This is a genomic window from Pseudomonas persica (genome assembly GCF_900291015.1).
GTDB lineage: Bacteria > Pseudomonadota > Gammaproteobacteria > Pseudomonadales > Pseudomonadaceae > Aquipseudomonas.
Genome location: NZ_OLKL01000010.1, coordinates 376,844 through 394,735, shown reverse-complemented (window position 1 = coordinate 394,735; position 17,892 = coordinate 376,844). Strand labels below are relative to the sequence as shown.

Sequence of the window (17,892 nt, the reverse complement as noted above, 5' to 3'; positions counted from 1 at the left end):
GCCCTGATGAAAAATCAGGACGAATATGTCACCAAAGGCGGGAAACTGGCTTGCTGAAAACCATAGAATCTCCCACAAGGACACCACAGCATTTGTAAGCTGCGCTTTACTTGTGGGAGCGGGCGCGCCCGCGAAGAGGCCGATACAGAGGGCCGATACAACAAGGGCGCCTTGCGGCGCCCTTGTGGCTCAACTTATTCCCACTCGATAGTGGCTGGCGGCTTGCTCGACACGTCGTAGGTAACGCGCGAGATACCGTCGATTTCGTTGATGATACGGCCGCTGACGGTTTCCAGCAGCTCGTACGGCAGGTGCGCCCAGCGCGCGGTCATGAAGTCCACGGTCTCGACAGCACGCAGGGCCACGACCCAGGCGTAGCGACGGCCGTCGCCAACGACGCCCACCGACTTGACCGGCTGGAATACCACGAATGCCTGGCTGGTCTTGTGGTACCAGTCGGCCTTGCGCAGTTCTTCGATGAAGATGTGGTCGGCGCGACGCAGGATGTCGGCGTATTCCTTCTTCACTTCACCGAGGATGCGCACGCCCAGGCCCGGGCCCGGGAACGGGTGGCGGTAGACCATGTCGTACGGCAGGCCCAGCTCCAGGCCGATCTTGCGCACTTCATCCTTGAACAGTTCACGCAGCGGCTCGACCAGCTTGAGGTTCATTTCCTCCGGCAGGCCACCGACGTTGTGGTGCGACTTGATCACGTGGGCCTTGCCGCTCTTGGCGCCTGCCGACTCGATCACGTCAGGGTAGATGGTGCCCTGGGCGAGGAACTGGATGTTTTCCAGCTTGCTGGCTTCGGCATCGAATACGTCGATGAAGGTGCGACCGATGATCTTGCGCTTCTTCTCCGGGTCGGCTTCGCCGGCCAGGTTGTCGAGGAACTGCTTTTCAGCGTCGGCACGGATCACCTTGACGCCCATGTTCTCCTTGAACATGGCCATCACCTGGTCGCCTTCGTGCAGGCGCAGCAGGCCGTTGTCGACGAATACGCAGGTCAGCTGGTCGCCGATGGCGCGGTGCAGCAGTGCCGCAACAACGGAGCTGTCGACGCCGCCGGACAGGCCCAGCAGGACGTTGGCCGAACCGACTTGCTCGCGCACTTGGGCGATGGCGTCTTCGACGATGTTGGACGGGGTCCACAGGGCTTCACAGCCGCAGATGTCCTGCACGAAGCGGGACAGGATGCGACCGCCCTGCTTGGTGTGGGTCACTTCCGGGTGGAACTGCACGCCGTAATAGCCGCGCGCGTCGTCGAACATGCCAGCGATCGGGCAGCTCGGGGTACTGGCCAGCACATGGAAGTCGCCCGGCATCTGGGTGACCTTGTCGCCGTGGCTCATCCACACGTCCAGGCCCAATACGCCGTCGGCGTCGATGTGGTCTTCGATGCCGTCGAGCAGGCGGCTCTTGCCGACCACGTCTACGCGGGCATAACCGAATTCACGCAGGTCGGAACCTTCGACCTTGCCGCCCATCTGCTCGGCCATGGTCTGCATGCCGTAGCAGATGCCCAGCACCGGTACGTTCAGGTCGAATACCGCCTGCGGCGCGCGCGGGCTGTTGGCTTCGTGGACCGACTCGGGGCCGCCGGCGAGGATGATGCCGCGCGGGTTGAATTCGCGGATCGCTTCATCGTCCATGTCGAACGGATGCAGCTCGCAATACACACCGATTTCACGCACGCGGCGGGCGATCAGCTGGGTGTACTGGGAACCGAAATCGAGGATCAGGATGCGGTGAGCGTGAATGTCGAGGGCCATGACTCAATCTCGTCAGTGGAAATCGGAAACGACGCGGGGCTGTCGTGACAGCCCCGCTTTCTGTTGTAGCTGGAAGCCTCAGCCTACGCGGTAGTTAGGGGCTTCTTTGGTGATCTGCACGTCATGCACGTGGGACTCGGCCATGCCGGCACCGGTGATGCGCACGAATTCCGGCTTGGTGCGCATCTCTTCGATGGTTGCGCTGCCGGTGTAGCCCATGGACGAACGCAGGCCGCCCATCAGCTGGTGGATGATCGCGGCCAGGGCGCCCTTGTAGGGAACACGGCCTTCGATGCCTTCCGGTACCAGCTTCTCGGCGCCGGCCGAGGAGTCCTGGAAGTAGCGGTCGGACGAGCCTTGCGCCTGTGCCATGGCACCCAGCGAGCCCATGCCGCGGTAAGCCTTGTAGGAACGGCCCTGGAACAGTTCGACTTCACCCGGAGCCTCTTCGGTACCGGCGAACATCGAACCCATCATCACGCAGGAAGCACCGGCGACGATGGCCTTGGACAGGTCACCCGAGAAGCGGATGCCGCCGTCAGCGATCAGCGGCACACCAGTGCCTTCCAGTGCAGCGGCAACGTTGGCGATGGCGCTGATTTGCGGCACGCCGACACCGGCAACGATACGGGTGGTGCAGATCGAGCCTGGGCCGATACCGACCTTGACCGCGTCAGCGCCAGCTTCGGCCAGAGCCTTGGCGGCGGCGCCGGTGGCGATGTTGCCGCCGATCACCTGTACTTGCGGGTAGGTTTGCTTGACCCAGCGAACGCGGTCGATCACGCCTTTGGAGTGACCGTGGGCGGTGTCGACCACCACCACGTCAACGCCAGCAGCCACCAGGGCGGCAACGCGCTCGCCGGTGTCCTTGCCGGTGCCGACCGCGGCGCCGACGCGCAGGCGACCCTGGTCGTCCTTGCTGGCCAGCGGGTAGGCTTTGGCCTTTTCGATGTCCTTGACGGTCATCATGCCCTTGAGGTTGAACTTGTCGTCAACGATCAGGACTTTTTCCAGGCGGTGCTTGTGCAGCAGCTCGCGGACTTCGTTCTTGTTGGCGCCTTCGCGGACGGTGACCAGACGCTCTTTGGGGGTCATCACGTCGCGGACCTTGGCGTCCAGGCGGCTTTCGAAGCGCACGTCACGGGAGGTGACGATGCCGACCAGGTCGCCGTTCGCCAGCACCGGAACGCCGGAGATGTTGTTCAGGCGGGTCAGGTCGAACAGGTCGCGCACGGTGGCGTCGGCGTCGATGGTGATCGGGTCCTTGACCACGCCTGCCTCGAACTTCTTGACCTTGCGCACTTCGCTGGCCTGCTGCTCGATGGTCATGTTCTTGTGGATGATGCCGATGCCGCCTTCCTGGGCCATTGCAATGGCCAGGCGCGCTTCGGTCACGGTATCCATGGCGGCGGAAACCAGCGGAATGTTCAGCTCGATGCCACGGGTCAAACGGGTCTTGAGACTGACTTCATTAGGCAGTACCTCGGAATAACCAGGTACAAGGAGGATATCGTCGAAGGTCAGGGCTTCTTGGCTGATACGCAGCATCGCGGGGGCTCCCGGGCGGGAAAAATGGAAGCGCGCCATTATACTCATGCACGGCGCGCCGCTCAATGCAAAATAAGGGCCTTCGGTCAGCCTTGTGGCAGTTTTACCTGTATCACGGCCACCGGCTGGTCGAGCCAGTCGGCGAAGCTGTCGAGAAAGGCCTGGGTGAACCCGGCCTCGCCCCAGTTGTTGAAGATGAACCCCAGGTTGGAAAAGGCACATGGCTGCAGATAAATGAAGCCATTGATGTCATCTTCGAAGCCGCACAGCGGGCAGGTGAAGTTGTCGCTCACCGCCGGCATCCACTCCTCCAGGCTTTCGAACAGCGGCTCACCGACCTCGCGCCGGCACTCGGGGCAACCGGCCTCTTCGAGGAAACCTTCGGTAGGGGTATAGATGCAGCGCTTGAGCATCACCTCCAGGCCGTTGACCTGCTCGCCGAAGGGTAGTTTCTCCGGGTGCAGGGCCACTTTGCGTGCGCCGGCGGCCAAGGCATGGGCCATGCGGTTGCCGGTGCGGCCACAGGTGGTCAGCTGCTCTTCGACGATCTTCTCGCGCACCAGCCAGCGCAGGATGGCCCGCGACCGGGCTTCATGCGAGGGGACGGTGGACAGCTTGGGGACAATGATGCTCTGGGTGTTCATGAACGGGGCAAGCCTGAAAAACTGCGGTAATGACGCAATTCTACCGCCTGCTCAGGCGCTCAGGTAGCGACCGATAAGCGCCAGGCCGCTGGCCAGCACCAGCCAGGTGACCAGGCGCACGAAGGCTTCGCGGGACAACCGGTGGGTCAGCCTGCGCCCTACCCAGAGACCGACAAGCATGACCGGTACCAGACAGGCGGCGAGCAGCAGCAGGCTTTGGTCGGCATACACGCCAGCGATCAGGAACAGTGTCAGGCGCACTACCGTACTGCAGCTGATCAGCGCGCTCTGGGTGGCGCGCACCTGTTCCTTTACCTCCAGCCGCGCACTTAGGTACAGGGCATAAAGGAAGCCACCGCTGCCGAACAAGGCCCCGAACAGCCCGCCTGCCGTGCCCATCGGCATTGCCCAGAAACCGGACAAACTGGCCGGTCGCACCTTCACCGTCAGCCCGTACAGGGCATAGGCCGTGACGAACAAGCCCATCAGCAGCAGCAACAGGTCGGACTTCAGCTGTAGCAGGAAGACCACGCCCAGCGTGCAGCCAACGGCCATGAACGGCAGCAGCCGCAGCAGCTCGCCCCGCACCACATCGCGGCGTGAGGGCAGCAGGTTGCCGAAGGCGGCGACGAAGTCCAGCAGCACCAACAGCGGAATGATCCGCGACAGAGGCATGAAGTGGACAAGCACCGGGCCGGCCACCAGCGCGGTGCCGAAACCGGCGATGCCGAAGACGATGTAGGCAGCGCCGACACCGAGCAGGATGGGCAGCCAGTCAAGGCCGGAAAACGACAATGGGGCGAGCATGGCAACAATTCCTGGGAGGACAGGCAAAGATTAGCCAGCGATGAGCCATGCCGACTAATATGCCTTTATCGCCATAGCCATCTTGAAAAGGCATGACATGACGTCGATCCGCCAGTTGCGTTATTTCGTGGAAATCGCTGAATGCGGCAGCTTCAGCGCTGCCGCCGAGCGGCTGTTTGTCGCCCAGTCGGCACTGAGCCGGCAGATCAAGGAGCTGGAGCAGCAACTGGGTACTCCACTGTTCGAGCGCACCGCACGCCTGCCGCGCCTGACACTGGCTGGCCAGGCCTTTCTGGAACGGGCGCGGCGCTTGCTGGCCGACCTGGCGCAAGCTGAGCGTGTGACCCGCGACATTGGTGAAGGGCTGCAGGGCAGCCTGCGCCTGAACCACTCCAGTACGGTGCCGCTGACCGGCCCGCTGCTGGCTCGCCTGAGCGGTTACTTACGCGACAACCCAGGGGTTTCGCTGGAAATTGCCCAGCAGTCGTCGGAGGCGCAACTGGAGGATATTGCTGGCGGACGGCTGGATATCGGTCTGCTGCGTTTGCCTGTGTTGCGCCAGCATGAAGGCGTGGTCCTGCATACGCTGTTCAGTGAGCCATTGCTGCTTGCGGTTGCCGCTGGGCATCCGTTGGCTGACGCGCCACAGGTGAAGCTTGAACAGTTGCGGGCAGAACGCTTCATTTCCATCCCGCACCGGGACCGTGGCGGGCTGAGCTACTTGTCGGCCTCACTGTGCATGGATGCTGGCTTTTTCCCGCGCGCGGCGCAGGTGCTGTCGCGCAAGACCACCCAGTTGCAGCTGATTCAGGCAGGGTTTGGGGTAGCGCTGCTGCCGGCGTGCATGCGCGAGATTGCACCAGCCTCAGTCAGCTTCGTGGCGCTGGAGGGAGGGTGTGAGAGTACTGTGGCGATGGCTTGCAGGCGCGATGCAGGTCAGATGGTGCGCCAGTTCGTGACGGCGATGCAGGCCTGAAGGGCCCCATCGCCGGCAAGCCGGCTCACACAGGGACAGCATGAGGCCCAAGCCAGCGCGATACTTGTGGGAGCCGGCTTGCCGGCGATAGGGCCGGGACAGACAACCGGGGCCGATGTCCTTTATGATGCCCGCCATGATCAGAGACCCCTTCGAACGACTCGGCCTGGACCGCGAGGTCCTTACCGTCAGCCAACTCAACGGCCGCGCCCGCGTGCTGCTGGAAGACGTGTTCCGCAGCGTGTGGGTGGAAGGCGAGATTTCCAACCTCGCCCGCCCGGCCTCCGGCCACATGTACTTCACCCTCAAGGACAGCGGCGCACAGGTGCGTTGCGCGCTGTTCCGGCAGAGCGCCACGCGGGTGCGCCAGGCCCTGCGCGACGGCCTGGCGGTGCGGGTGCGCGGCAAGGTTTCGCTGTTCGAGGGGCGTGGCGACTACCAACTGATTCTCGACACCGTCGAGCCGGCCGGTGATGGCGCCTTGCGCCTGGCCTTCGAGGCGCTGAAGGAAAAGCTCGGTGCCGAGGGGCTGTTCAGTGCCGAACGCAAGCAGCCGCTGCCAGCCCACCCGCAGCGCATCGGCATCATCACCTCGCCCACCGGCGCGGTGATCCGCGACATCATCAGCGTGTTCGGCCGGCGCGCCCCGCAGGTGGAGCTGAACCTGATCCCCACCGCAGTACAGGGCCGCGAAGCCATTGCACAGATCGTGCGCGCCATCCGCCTGGCCGACAGCCTCGGTTTCGATGCACTGATCCTGGCCCGGGGCGGCGGCTCGCTGGAAGACCTGTGGTGCTTCAACGAAGAAGCCGTGGCGCGTGCCGTGGCCGCCTGTGTAACACCGATTGTCAGCGCCGTGGGCCATGAGACCGATGTCTCGATCAGCGACTTCGTCGCCGACGTGCGCGCCCCCACACCGTCTGCCGCCGCCGAGCTTTTGGCACCCGACAACAGTGGCCTGCAGCAACGCCTGGATGGCCTGCAACGGCGCCTGCTGCTGCGCATGCAGAACCGCCTGAGCCACGACCGCCTGCGCCTCGAGTCGCTGACCCGGCGCCTGCGCCACCCGGGCGAGCGCTTGCGCCAGCAGGCCCAGCGCCTGGACGACCTGGACATGCGCCTGCGCCGCGCGTTCATGCTCAACCTCAACCAGCGCCGCGAGCGCCTGGCACGCCTGGACACCCGCCTCGCCGCGCAGCACCCGGGGCGTACCCTGAAACTGCTGGGCCAACGCCTGGACAGCCTCGCCGAACGCCTGCCACGGGCAATGCGCGAAGTGCTCAAGGACCGCCGCCAGCGCTTCCAGGCCCAGTTGCAGACACTGCAGGTGGTCAGCCCGCTGGCCACCCTGGCCCGCGGCTACAGCATCCTGCTGGACGAACAGGGCCAGGCCATCCGCAGCGCCGAACAGACCCGCAATGGCCAGCGCCTGACCGCCCGCCTGAACGAAGGCGAGCTGTTGGTGCGGGTCGAAGACAACCACCTGACCCCGGTCACCCTCTCACTTCTGGACTGACACATGCCCCGCCTGCTCGCGCCCCTGCTTGCCCTTTCCCTCCTGCTGCTGGCCGGCGGCGCCCAGGCCAGCTACATCACCCGCACGCTGAACAAGCCGGTACCCGGCGGCGTGGCGGTAGTCGACCTCGGCCCCGCCACCAGCGCGCCAACCGCCCGCTTTGACGGCAAGCCGGTGCTGGTGGTGAAGGAGCAGGACAACTGGCTGGCCATCGTCGGCATTCCGCTGACCCAGAAGCCCGGCACTGCAGTGCTGAACCAGGGCGGCCGTACCCTGCCCTTCACCGTCGGTAGCAAGAAATACCCCGAGCAGCGCATCACTTTGAAGAACACCCGCCAGGTCAACCCGAACCCGGCCGACCTCAAACGCATCGACCGCGAACTGGCCGAGCAGATCGCGGCTTACCGCAGCTTCAGCCCGACCCTGCCGAGCAACCTGATCTTCGACAAGCCGGTCAACGGCCCGCTGTCGAGCAAGTTCGGCGTGCGGCGCTTCTTCAATGGCGAAGAACGCAACCCGCATGCCGGGCTGGACTTCGCGGTACCGGCCGGCACGCCGATCAAGACCCCGGCCAATGGCAGGGTGATCCTGGTGGGGGATTACTTCTTCAATGGCCGCACGGTGTTCGTCGACCACGGGCAGGGTTTTATCAGCATGTTCTGCCACATGTCGAAGATCGATGTGCAGGTCGGCCAGCAGCTGCGCCGGGGCGAGGTGGTCGGGCGCGTGGGCTCGACCGGGCGGGCTACCGGGCCGCATATGCACTGGAACGTCAGCCTGAATGATGCGCGGGTGGACCCGGCGATATTCATTGGCGCGTTCCAGCCCTGAGAACGGTGCTGCCTGTGCCGGCCTCTTCGCGGGTAAACCCGCTCCCACAGGGATAGCGCTACACCTGTGGAAGCGGGTTCACCCGCGAAAGGGCCAGCACAGTCGACATCAGTTCAACTGTGTTGCGCCATCGAAAAATACCGCGCAAAAATAAAGAAGCACCCAGAATAAACCAGCCATAAAATCTCGCTTAACAGCTTTTTTTAAGCATTCCTCTCAATTTTTTTCGAACACTTGCCATCCCCCACCCCACTGGTTAGGGTTGAAGGCATGAAAACCTTCAGCACCCTCATCCTGCTCCGACAACATCGCAGCCTCTGCCTGGTCAGCGCCCGACTACCAGGCTGAATCGCGTCGCCTCGCCTCTTCATCTTGTTATCGCTCGGCAGGCCCGATCTCGGCCGCACACAAAAGGATTGCTTCCATGACCATGCTCAAAGACCCTTCGAAGAAATACCGCGCTTTCCCGACCATCGACCTGCCTGACCGTACCTGGCCGTCGAAGACCATCACCGCCGCGCCAATCTGGTGCAGCTCCGACCTGCGTGATGGCAACCAGTCGCTGATCGAGCCGATGGATTCGGAGAAGAAACTGCGCTTCTGGAAGACCCTGGTGCAGGTTGGCGTGAAGGAAATCGAAGCCTCGTTCCCGTCCGCCTCGCAGACCGATTTCGACTTCGTGCGCATGCTGATCGAAGACGGCCACATCCCGGACGACACCACCATTCAGGTGCTCACCCAGGCCCGTGAAGACCTCATCGCCCGCACCTTCGAGTCACTGCGCGGGGCGAAGAAGGCCATCGTCCACCTGTACAACGCCACCAGCCCGTCGTTCCGCCGCATCGTCTTCAACCAGGACAAGCAAGGCGTGAAGGACATCGCGGTGAATGCGGCCAAGCTGTTCGTCAAATACGCCGCCCAGCAGCCGGAAACCCAGTGGACCTTCCAGTACTCGCCGGAAACCTTCAGCGCCACCGAGATGGAGTTCGCCAAGGAAGTCTGCGACGCGGTCATCGAGGTGTGGAACCCGACCCCTGAGCACAAGATCATCCTCAACCTGCCGGCTACCGTGGAAGTGTCCACGCCGAACATCTACGCCGACCAGATCGAGTGGTTCTGCCGCAACGTCAGCCGCCGCGACAGCGTAATCATCAGCCTGCACTGCCACAACGACCGTGGCACCGGCATCGCCGCCACCGAGCTGGGCCTGATGGCCGGTGCCGACCGCGCCGAAGGCTGCCTGTTCGGCAACGGCGAGCGTACCGGTAACGTCGACCTGGTGACCCTGGCGCTGAACCTCTACACCCAGGGCATCGACCCGCTGCTGGACTTCTCCGACATCGACGGCGTGCGCAAGGTGGTCGAAGAGTGCAACCAGTTGCCAGTGCACCCACGTCATCCGTATGTGGGCGACCTGGTCCACACCGCATTCTCCGGCTCGCACCAGGACGCCATCCGCAAAGGCTTCGCCAAGCAGCAGGAAGGCGAACTGTGGGAAGTGCCATACCTGCCGATCGACCCGGCCGACATCGGCCGCAGCTACGAGGCGGTGATCCGCGTCAACAGCCAGTCGGGCAAAGGCGGCATCACCTACCTGCTCGAGCAGGAATACGGCATCAGCCTGCCGCGCCGCATGCAGATCGAATTCAGCCAGGTAGTACAGGGTGAAACCGACCGCCTGGGCCTGGAAATGACCGCCCAGCAGATCTACAACCTGCTGCACAAGGAGTACCTCCAGGCCAACGCCCCCTATGCGCTGGTCAGCCACCGCCTGCAGGAAGAGAACGGCCACAGCGCCGTGGAAGTGGAGGTCGCCGGTGAAGGCGAAACCACCCTGCACTGGCGCGGCAAGGGCAACGGCGCGCTGGAAGCGCTGGTGGCCGGCCTGCCGATTGCCGTGGAGATCATGGACTACAACGAGCACGCCATTGGCGCCGGTACCAATGCCAAGGCTGCGGCCTATATCGAACTGCGCGTGGCCAGTGGCCGCCCGGTACATGGTGTGGGCATCGATGAAAACTTCACCACGGCCAGCTTCAAGGCCCTGTTCAGCGCGCTGAACCGCTCGCTGAGCCAGCAGGAAGCCAAGGCGGCCTGAGCCGTACCACGATGAACGAGAAAGCCCGCATCCTGTGATGCGGGCTTTTTTGTTGGCCTGTATCGGCCTCTTCGCGGGTGAACCCGCTCCCACAGGGATCGCGCCGCTCTCAGGTGCTGTGCAATACCTGTGGGAGCTGGCTTGCCGGCGATAGGGCCGGTACAGGCAACAGAAGAATTCCAGGCAAAAAAAAGGGGCGCCGACCAAGCGCCCCATAAGCCGTAAAGCACACAACAAATTCAGTTGGCGTCCAGCAGCGCCATTGCCTCCAAACTGCAGGCTTCGATCCGCGCCCAATCGCCGTTCTTGATCCAGCTGCTGTCGAGCATCCAGGTGCCACCCACGCACATCACATTGGGCAAGGCCATGTAATTGCGTACGTTGGCCGGGTTCACGCCGCCCGTAGGGCAGAAACGAATATCGCCGAACGGCCCGCCAAAGGCCTTGATCGCCGCCACGCCACCGCTGATTTCTGCCGGGAACAGCTTGAAGCGGCGATAGCCCAGAGCGTAGCCCATCATGATTTCGGACGGCGTGCTGATGCCTGGCAGCAGTGGGATCTCGCTGTCTACACCGGCTTCGAGAATGTCCTGGGTAATGCCCGGGGTAACGACAAACTGCGCGCCCGCAGCCTCAACGGCAGCGAACATGCTGCGGTCGAGGACGGTGCCGGCACCGACACATAGCTCCGGGCGCTGTTCGCGCAGCACCTGGATGGCCTTCAGGCCATACTGCGAGCGCAAGGTCACTTCCAGGGTACGGATACCGCCGGCGGCCAGGGCATCAGCCAGCGGCAGGATGTCTTCCTCACGGGCGATGGTGATCACCGGCAGGATGCGCGCCTTTTTGCAAATGGCGTCGATCCGTGCGGCTTTGTCGGCCATCGAGAGCTTGGGCTGTGGGCGTTCGAGGGTGGTCATGACTGTGGATCCTTGGCTCATGGGCACCAGTAGATGTCCAGGGGGGCGTGAAGAAAAGCGCGAATCGGCATTTCAGTAAGGTCGGTGCCCGCCAGCGCGGTGCGCAGGGTGGCAAGTTTGCCCTGCCCTTGCACGGACAGCGCGGTAAAGGCGGAGCTGGCCAGCAGCGAGCGGGTCATCGACAGGCGCTGGCGCGGCACATTCGGTGCCAGCAAGGGCAGACAGCGACGCGGGTCGGCCAAGTCGAGGCCTGCTTCCAGGTTGGGGCTGGCGGGGAACAGCGAAGCGGTATGGCCATCGTCGCCCATGCCCAGCACCAATACGTCGATCGGTGGCAGCTCGGCCAGGGCCTGATCGGCCTTGCCCGCAGCGGCATCGAGGTTCTCCGCCTGCTGGTACAGGCCAATGAAACGGGCCTTGGCCGCCGCGCCCTTGAACAGGTGGCGAGCCAGCAGGCCGGCGTTGCTGTCGGCGTGCTCCACTGGCACCCAGCGCTCATCGGCCAGGCTGACGGTGACCTTGGCCCAGTCCAGATGCTCGCCGGCCAGTTTCTCCAGGAACGGCACCGGGCTACGGCCACCGGATAGCACCACGCAGGCCTGGCCCTTGGCGGCAATGGCGGCGCGCAGGCGCTCAGCCACGTCATGGGCCTGGGTTGCGGCCAGAGCCTTGGCATCCGCCAGCTCATGCACCTTCACAACCGCTGGCAGTTTCAGTTCAGATATCCCCATACCACGCCCTCCCATCGCGCGTGATCAGTGCAATCGAGCTCATCGGCCCCCAGGAGCCTGCCGCGTATGGCTTGGGCGCATCACCGGCGTTACGCCAGCCGGCGATCAACTGGTCGCACCACTTCCAGGCATACTCGATTTCGTCCTTGCGCACGAACAGGTTCTGGTTACCACGCATCACTTCGAGCAACAGCCGCTCGTAGGCATCCGGAATCCTTGCACTGCGCCAGGTGTCGGAGAAATTGAGCTGCAACGGGCCGCTGCGCAGCTGCATGCCTTTGTCCAGGCCCTGCTCCTTGGTCATCACCCGTAAAGAAATGCCTTCATCCGGTTGCAAGCGGATGATCAGCTTGTTACCGATCTGCAAACGCTGTTCCGGGGCGAAGATGTAGTGCGGCGTTTCCTTGAAGTGGATGACGATCTGCGACAGCTTCTGCGGCATGCGCTTGCCGGTACGCAGGTAGAACGGCACGCCCGACCAGCGCCAGTTGCGGATATCGGCACGCAGGGCGACAAAGGTTTCGGTGTCGCTCTGGGCGTTGGCGTTGTCTTCTTCCAGATAACCGGGCACCGGCTTGCCTTCGCTGTAGCCGGCGATGTACTGGCCGCGCACCACACGGGTGCTCAACCCTTCGCCGGTGATCGGTGCCAGGGCCTTGAGTACCTTGACCTTCTCGTCACGGATGGCATCGGCGGACAGTTCGCTGGGCGGGTCCATGGCGATCAGGCACAGCAGCTGCAGCAGGTGGTTCTGGATCATGTCGCGCAGCTGGCCGGCCTTGTCGAAGTAGCCCCAGCGGCCTTCGATGCCGACCTTTTCGGCGACGGTGATCTCCACATGGGAGATGGAATTCTGGTTCCACTGGGTTTCGAACAGGCTGTTGGCGAAGCGCAGGGCGATCAGGTTCTGCACCGTTTCCTTGCCCAGGTAGTGGTCGATGCGGTAGACCCGGTTCTCGGGGAAGAACCGCGCTACGGCATCGTTGACCCGGCGCGACGACTCCAGGTCGTGGCCAATGGGCTTCTCCAGCACCACCCGGGTGCGCGCGGCCAGCCCGGCCTTGTCGAGGTTTTCGCAGATGGCCCCGTACACCGCCGCTGCGGTGGCGAAGTAGGCGATCAGCGGCAACTCGCCCGGCAACTGCTCGGCCAGGGCCTGATAGCCCTCGGGCTGGAGAAAGTCCAGGTGCTGGTAGCTCAGCCGGGCGAGGAAACGGCCCAGCGCAGCAGGCTCGATATCGGCCTCGGGCACATGCCGGCGCAGGTGCGCTTCGATGCTGTCCAGGTGCTCCTGCGCGCTACCGGCCTCACGGGCCAGCGCCAACAGGCGGGTATCCGGGTGCAACAGGTTGGCCCGGTCGAGTTGGTAGAGCGCAGGAAACAGCTTGCGCAATGCCAGGTCGCCAAGGGCGCCAAACAGGGCAAAGGTGCAAGGTTCGACACTGATAGCAGCCATGATGTTGGTTCTTTCCTAAAGTTGGTCTAGGAATACCGCTTTCACATACGGTTTTCAAGGGATAATGTAGTAAAAACCACAACATTACACACAAGCATTACAGACAAGTGGTACGTCAACCGCGCCGACAGTACGATAGACGACCGTGCAAAAAGCCTGCTGCTCCCACAGCTGGCTGTCTTCCCGACCCAAGGACACACCCATGGACCGCGTGCGAAACCTCCTGGAACAGATCCAGGGCCGCCTCGACGAGCTGAACAAGGCCGAACGCAAAGTCGCCGAAGTCATCCTGCTCAACCCGCAACAAGCCACCCGCTTCAGCATCGCCGCGCTGGCCCAGGCGGCCAAGGTCAGCGAACCGACCGTCAACCGCTTCTGCCGCTCGTTCGGCGTCAGCGGCTACCCCGAGCTCAAGCTGCAACTGGCGCAGAGCCTGGCCAGCGGCGCCGCCTACGTCAGCCGTGCAGTAGAGGCTGACGATGACCCGGCAGCCTACACCCAGAAGATCTTCGCCAGTGCCATCGCCTCGCTCGACAGCGCCTGCCAGCAACTCGACCCGCAGCAGGTGAGCCGTGCCGTGGACATGATGATCCAGGCCCGGCAGATCCACTTCTTCGGCCTGGGCGCCTCGGCCCCGGTGGCGCTGGACGCCCAGCACAAGTTCTTCCGCTTCAACCTCGCAGTATCGGCCCACGCCGATGTGCTGATGCAGCGCATGCTGGCCTCGGTGGCGCACACCGGCGACCTGTTCGTGATCATTTCCTACACCGGGCGCACCCGCGAACTGGTCGAGGTGGCCCGCCTGGCGCGGGAAAACGGCGCCTCGGTGCTGGGCCTGACCGCCGCCGGTTCACCGCTGGCCAATGCCTGCAGCCTGAGCCTGCACATTCCGCTGCCGGAAGACACTGACATCTACATGCCGATGACCTCGCGGATCATCCAGTTGACCGTGCTCGATGTACTGGCCACCGGCATGACCCTGCGCCGTGGCGTGGACTTCCAGCCGCACCTGCGCAAGATCAAGGAAAGCCTCAACGCCAGCCGCTACCCGATCGAGGACGACGAACTCAACTGAGCCGGTGCGCCTGCAGGCGCAGGTGGGCACGCTGCCCCGGCGCCAGGCTCAGGCCCTCGCCACTGCCGCTGGCGGCCTCGACACAGACGAAGCGCTGGCATTCACGCCCGGTCACGCCCATCAGCGGGCGGTTGCCCGGGTGCCAGACCACCGTGTCGTCGCTGTCACCGGTATCGATGCATAGCTCGCGCTGCCAGGCCGGGTCCTGCAACTGCACCCGCGGCGTGCCGGGATAGACCTTCTGGCAGCCCCCCTTGAGCTTCAGCGCGCCATCCTCACGGCAGGCCTGGCGGTTGAGGCGGTCGTAGCCTTCGATATCCTCGAGCCCGGACAGCGCTATCTCGGATACGTCACTGATGCGCCAGTAGGCCAGCAGGGCATGGCTAAGCTGGCAAGGTTCGCTGTCCTGGTGCTCGGTGCTCAGGCTCAGCTCCATGCGGCTGCCCAACCGAGCATGCAGGTCGACCTGCCAGTCGCACAGCTCCAGCCGCCATTTCAGGGTTACGCCCTCCTCGTCCTCGCGGCTGTCCACCAGCTTCCAGTCCAGCAAGCGGGCCCAGCCATGGGCTGGCCACAAGTCCTCGGTGGGGTGGCGGCCATACCACGGCCAGCACACCGGCACGCCACCGCGTATCGCCCCCACCTGCGGCCACTGCTCGGCGCACCACAGCCAGGGCCGTTCGCCCGCCGGCTGAAAATGCAGCAGTTGCGCCCCCTGGCGGCTGAACACCGCCTGGCAGCGGGGGTGATCGATGATCAGTACATCGCGCTGCTGGTAACGCTCCCACTCGAATGTCGGCCGCGGCCGCTGCGAGGTAAAGAGGCTATGGAGCGGATGTTCGGGCATGGTTCAGAGCTCTTGTTGTTTGAGATAGCGCTGTCTCGGCCTATCCCCGACACCCACTGCAGACCAGTGGGTGCCGAGTATCGAAATAGTACCGAAAATGGATTGGCGTAAATTTACAACATAAGCCCTCAGAATGACGACTGAATCTTCAAGCCTGCGACCAGTGCGTTATCCACCTCGTCCACCCCACCCGGGCGCTTGATGTACTGCAGGTTGGGCCGCACGGTCAGCCAGTTGGTGACATGGAAGCCGTAGTAGAGCTCGGCGTTGTACTCGGTACGCTGCAGCGGCACGAACCCGGGGTTGTCGTAATCGCTGATGCCGCTCTGCGTGTTGAGCAGTTCGGCGCGTTTCCTCACGTCGTCATTCACATGAATGCGCGCCACGCCGAAGCCGATATCGTCCTTGGGCCGGGCGTCGAAGGCACCTTTATAGACCAACCCCACCTGCTGGTAGTTGTCGACCACGTTGGTAGCCTGGTCATGCACGGTAAAGTTGGCGAACAGGCTCAGGCCACGGTTGACGTCGCCGCCATGGGCGGTGACCTGCTGCTGCGCCACCACCCACCAGCCATGCTTGCTGGAGTGCGACTTGAAGGCCTCGCCAGTCAGCGCCTGCGGGTTGCCGTTGACGTCGTCGAACACATCGTCAGCCTTGGCCGTGCTGTAGTAGTAGCCCAGGCGGTACTCGCCCGGCAGGCCGTTGACCTTGGGTGACCACACCGCCTCCACTGGCAGGATCGCGCCCTTGGTACCGCTGCCGCTGAGTTTGAAGCCGTTGCCGGTTTCCAGGTTGGAGGGGTTTTGCTCGAAGGCACCGGTCTGGACGAAGAACTCTGGAGTGATGTTGTACTTGACCCGCAGCGCCCACTGGCTGACCGGCCAGTTGTACCAGATGCCGCCAACCCAGTTGCCCACCTGCGAGCCGCAGAAGGCCAGGTTCTGGAAGTCGCAAGGGAAGCTGTTGAAATCTTCGCCCGGGCCGAAGCGGCCGAGCTTCACGTCCAATGCACCGTCGAAGTATTTCTGTTTGACCCACATCTGGGTCAGACGCCAGGTCTGGCCGCGGCCCCACACCTCCTGCACCGAGCTGAACTGCCCGGCGCGCGGATCGCTGATGCGGTCGTTGGACAGGTTGCGGCCGCTGCGCTCGGTGATCGCCAGCTTGAACTCGGCATCGTGCCAGCCGAGGATTTTCTGCAGGTCCAGGTGCGCGCCAAGGGCAAACTGGTCGCTGTAGCGTGCGGTCTTGTCGTCGTTGTAGCCGCCGTGCAGGTTGCCGGCCACCTCACCAACATAGTCGAGGGTGAAGTCATAGCCCTTTTCCAGCAGTTCAGTGCGGGTGCCGCCCCAATCGCCGGTCATCCACTTCGATTCGCTGGAAAAGGCCTCGGCAGCATGCGCGCCGCTGCTGCCAACGATGGCAAGCAAGGCCAGCGAGCCCAATGTACTGATGCGTTTGCGCTGTTCCATCCCTTTGCGTCCTCTTTTTTCTTATTGGTGGTGTAGACGAGTCAACGGCCCCTGATGTGGGCCACATTGTCCTTTACTGCTGCGGCAGTGCTGGCCAGGCGCAGGCGCTCGCCGCTTTGGGCGTCGAACAGCAGTACCCGTGCCGGGTCGAACTGCAGATTCAGGCTGTCACCTATCCGGCATGCCACATCCGGAGCCAGGCGGCAGCAGACCTTGGTCTGGTTGAGGGTGACGAATACCAGCAGGTCTGGCCCGGTGGGCTCGGTCACCTGCACCTCGGCACGAATGCCCGGCAGGCCATTGCCCTCCGCGGCGCCCAGGGCAATCTGCTCGGGGCGGATGCCAAGGATGACCTCGCGGCCATCCAGTTCGTCAGCGCCCCCCCCCAAGGGCAGCTCGCAACGCGCCTGGCCGCTGTCGAGCACGGCCAGCAGGCGCCCGTCCTGCTGCGTGAGGCGCACCGGGATGAAGTTCATCGGCGGTGAACCGATGAAACTGGCGACGAACTGGTTGGCCGGGTCGTTGTAGATCTGCTGCGGGGTACCGAACTGCTGGATGATGCCGTCCTTCATCACCGCCACCTTGTCGCCCAGGGTCATGGCCTCGATCTGGTCATGGGTGACGTACACGGTGGTGGTCTTCAGGCGCTGGTGCATCAGTTTCATTTCGGTACGCATCTCGACGCGCAGCTTGGCATCGAGGTTGGACAGCGGCTCATCGAACAGGTAGATCTTTGGCCGCCGCGCCAGCGCCCGGCCCATGGCCACGCGCTGTTGCTGGCCGCCGGACAGCTGCGCCGGCTTGCGCGCCAGCAGGTGCTCGATCTGCAGCAGCTTGGCCACCCGCGCCACCTCCTCGTCGATGGCGGCCTGGGGCAGCTTGCGGATCTTCAGGCCGAACTCGATGTTTTCGCGCACGCTCATGGTCGGGTACAGCGCGTAGGACTGGAATACCATGGCGATGTCGCGGTCCTTGGGGCTCATGCCGCTGACGTCCTGCTGGTCGATGAGAATCGCGCCGCCAGTGATCTGCTCCAGCCCGGCGATGCAGTTCATCAAGGTCGACTTGCCGCAGCCAGACGGGCCGACCAGGATCAGGAACTCGCCATCCCTGATCGACAGCTGGATGTCCTTGAGGGTGTCCGGCAAGCCGCTGCCGTAGGTCTTGTTCACATTGCGAAGTTCGAGCGTTGCCATGAC

At 63.7% G+C, this 17,892-nt stretch carries 15 protein-coding genes; 5 read left to right on the top strand and 10 right to left on the bottom strand.

Annotation, left to right across the window (positions count from 1 at the left end; translation table 11 throughout):
• Positions 1–194: 194 nt before the first annotated feature.
• The 4 genes from guaA to FQ664_RS05595 all read right to left on the bottom strand — a co-directional run bounded on the left by guaA (position 195) and on the right by FQ664_RS05595 (position 4,771).
• A complete protein-coding gene (guaA, locus tag FQ664_RS05610) occupies positions 195–1,772 on the bottom strand; it encodes a glutamine-hydrolyzing GMP synthase (RefSeq protein ID WP_144170752.1) in 1,578 nt (525 codons plus the stop codon).
• 78 nt (positions 1,773–1,850) lie between these two features.
• Positions 1,851–3,320, bottom strand: coding sequence for an IMP dehydrogenase (gene guaB / locus FQ664_RS05605; RefSeq protein WP_144170751.1), 1,470 nt, complete (start codon positions 3,318–3,320; stop codon positions 1,851–1,853).
• 86 nt (positions 3,321–3,406) lie between these two features.
• Positions 3,407–3,964, bottom strand: a complete 558-nt coding sequence (locus tag FQ664_RS05600) for a sugar ABC transporter ATPase (protein ID WP_144170750.1) — start codon at positions 3,962–3,964, stop codon at positions 3,407–3,409.
• Positions 3,965–4,015: 51 nt separating this feature from the next.
• Entirely contained in the window at positions 4,016–4,771 is a 756-nt protein-coding gene (locus FQ664_RS05595; RefSeq protein WP_144170749.1) for a sulfite exporter TauE/SafE family protein, read from the bottom strand.
• Between the two features lie 97 nt (positions 4,772–4,868).
• On the opposite strand from FQ664_RS05595, the gene FQ664_RS05590 reads away from it, so the two are divergent.
• The 4 genes from FQ664_RS05590 to leuA all read left to right on the top strand — a co-directional run bounded on the left by FQ664_RS05590 (position 4,869) and on the right by leuA (position 10,192).
• Complete coding sequence (locus tag FQ664_RS05590) at positions 4,869–5,747, top strand: LysR family transcriptional regulator (protein ID WP_144170748.1); 879 nt, start codon at positions 4,869–4,871, stop codon at positions 5,745–5,747.
• Positions 5,748–5,883: 136 nt separating this feature from the next.
• Positions 5,884–7,263 carry an exodeoxyribonuclease VII large subunit gene (gene xseA, locus FQ664_RS05585; protein WP_144170747.1) on the top strand — a complete coding sequence of 460 codons (1,380 nt, stop codon included), beginning with the start codon at positions 5,884–5,886 and terminating at the stop codon, positions 7,261–7,263.
• A 3-nt stretch (positions 7,264–7,266) separates the two neighbouring features.
• Complete coding sequence (locus tag FQ664_RS05580; RefSeq protein WP_144170746.1) at positions 7,267–8,094, top strand: M23 family metallopeptidase; 828 nt, start codon at positions 7,267–7,269, stop codon at positions 8,092–8,094.
• A gap of 424 nt (positions 8,095–8,518) precedes the next feature.
• Positions 8,519–10,192 carry a 2-isopropylmalate synthase gene (gene leuA, locus FQ664_RS05575; RefSeq protein ID WP_144170745.1) on the top strand — a complete coding sequence of 558 codons (1,674 nt, stop codon included), beginning with the start codon at positions 8,519–8,521 and terminating at the stop codon, positions 10,190–10,192.
• Between the two features lie 239 nt (positions 10,193–10,431).
• Here leuA and FQ664_RS05565 read toward each other — a convergent pair whose 3' ends face one another.
• The 3 genes from FQ664_RS05565 to zwf are packed head-to-tail and all read right to left on the bottom strand — an operon-like array spanning position 10,432 to position 13,299.
• Entirely contained in the window at positions 10,432–11,112 is a 681-nt protein-coding gene (locus FQ664_RS05565) for a bifunctional 4-hydroxy-2-oxoglutarate aldolase/2-dehydro-3-deoxy-phosphogluconate aldolase (RefSeq protein WP_144170744.1), read from the bottom strand.
• Between the two features lie 17 nt (positions 11,113–11,129).
• A complete protein-coding gene (gene pgl / locus FQ664_RS05560; protein ID WP_144170743.1) occupies positions 11,130–11,843 on the bottom strand; it encodes a 6-phosphogluconolactonase in 714 nt (237 codons plus the stop codon).
• Positions 11,830–13,299 (bottom strand): glucose-6-phosphate dehydrogenase, encoded by a 1,470-nt coding sequence (gene zwf, locus FQ664_RS05555; RefSeq protein WP_144170742.1) that lies wholly within the window; start codon positions 13,297–13,299, stop codon positions 11,830–11,832. The genes pgl and zwf overlap by 14 nt, the downstream gene beginning before the upstream one ends.
• Before the next feature lie 211 nt (positions 13,300–13,510).
• Between zwf and hexR the strand changes: the two genes are divergently transcribed.
• Positions 13,511–14,374, top strand: coding sequence for a DNA-binding transcriptional regulator HexR (gene hexR / locus FQ664_RS05550; RefSeq protein ID WP_169774905.1), 864 nt, complete (start codon positions 13,511–13,513; stop codon positions 14,372–14,374).
• Here the strand turns inward: hexR and FQ664_RS05545 are convergent.
• The 3 genes from FQ664_RS05545 to FQ664_RS05535 all read right to left on the bottom strand — a co-directional run bounded on the left by FQ664_RS05545 (position 14,367) and on the right by FQ664_RS05535 (position 17,889).
• Positions 14,367–15,221 carry a D-hexose-6-phosphate mutarotase gene (locus FQ664_RS05545; RefSeq protein ID WP_144170741.1) on the bottom strand — a complete coding sequence of 285 codons (855 nt, stop codon included), beginning with the start codon at positions 15,219–15,221 and terminating at the stop codon, positions 14,367–14,369. The genes hexR and FQ664_RS05545 overlap by 8 nt on opposite strands.
• A 128-nt stretch (positions 15,222–15,349) precedes the next feature.
• Entirely contained in the window at positions 15,350–16,693 is a 1,344-nt protein-coding gene (locus tag FQ664_RS05540) for a carbohydrate porin (RefSeq protein WP_144170740.1), read from the bottom strand.
• 41 nt (positions 16,694–16,734) lie between these two features.
• Entirely contained in the window at positions 16,735–17,889 is a 1,155-nt protein-coding gene (locus FQ664_RS05535; protein WP_144170739.1) for an ABC transporter ATP-binding protein, read from the bottom strand.
• Positions 17,890–17,892: the final 3 nt, after the last annotated feature.

Excerpts from the sequence above, each read along its gene's own strand:
- zwf (WP_144170742.1), bottom strand. The coding sequence starts at position 13,299 with ATGGCTGCTATCAGTGTCGAACCTTGCACCTTTGCCCTGTTTGGCGCC.
- FQ664_RS05595 (WP_144170749.1), bottom strand. The coding sequence starts at position 4,771 with ATGCTCGCCCCATTGTCGTTTTCCGGCCTTGACTGGCTGCCCATCCTG.
- guaB (WP_144170751.1), bottom strand. The coding sequence starts at position 3,320 with ATGCTGCGTATCAGCCAAGAAGCCCTGACCTTCGACGATATCCTCCTT.
- FQ664_RS05545 (WP_144170741.1), bottom strand. The coding sequence starts at position 15,221 with ATGCCCGAACATCCGCTCCATAGCCTCTTTACCTCGCAGCGGCCGCGG.
- xseA (WP_144170747.1), top strand. The coding sequence starts at position 5,884 with ATGATCAGAGACCCCTTCGAACGACTCGGCCTGGACCGCGAGGTCCTT.
- FQ664_RS05600 (WP_144170750.1), bottom strand. The coding sequence starts at position 3,964 with ATGAACACCCAGAGCATCATTGTCCCCAAGCTGTCCACCGTCCCCTCG.
- FQ664_RS05580 (WP_144170746.1), top strand. The coding sequence starts at position 7,267 with ATGCCCCGCCTGCTCGCGCCCCTGCTTGCCCTTTCCCTCCTGCTGCTG.
- pgl (WP_144170743.1), bottom strand. The coding sequence starts at position 11,843 with ATGGGGATATCTGAACTGAAACTGCCAGCGGTTGTGAAGGTGCATGAG.
- FQ664_RS05535 (WP_144170739.1), bottom strand. The coding sequence starts at position 17,889 with ATGGCAACGCTCGAACTTCGCAATGTGAACAAGACCTACGGCAGCGGC.
- FQ664_RS05590 (WP_144170748.1), top strand. The coding sequence starts at position 4,869 with ATGACGTCGATCCGCCAGTTGCGTTATTTCGTGGAAATCGCTGAATGC.
- FQ664_RS05540 (WP_144170740.1), bottom strand. The coding sequence starts at position 16,693 with ATGGAACAGCGCAAACGCATCAGTACATTGGGCTCGCTGGCCTTGCTT.
- leuA (WP_144170745.1), top strand. The coding sequence starts at position 8,519 with ATGACCATGCTCAAAGACCCTTCGAAGAAATACCGCGCTTTCCCGACC.
- guaA (WP_144170752.1), bottom strand. The coding sequence starts at position 1,772 with ATGGCCCTCGACATTCACGCTCACCGCATCCTGATCCTCGATTTCGGT.
- FQ664_RS05565 (WP_144170744.1), bottom strand. The coding sequence starts at position 11,112 with ATGACCACCCTCGAACGCCCACAGCCCAAGCTCTCGATGGCCGACAAA.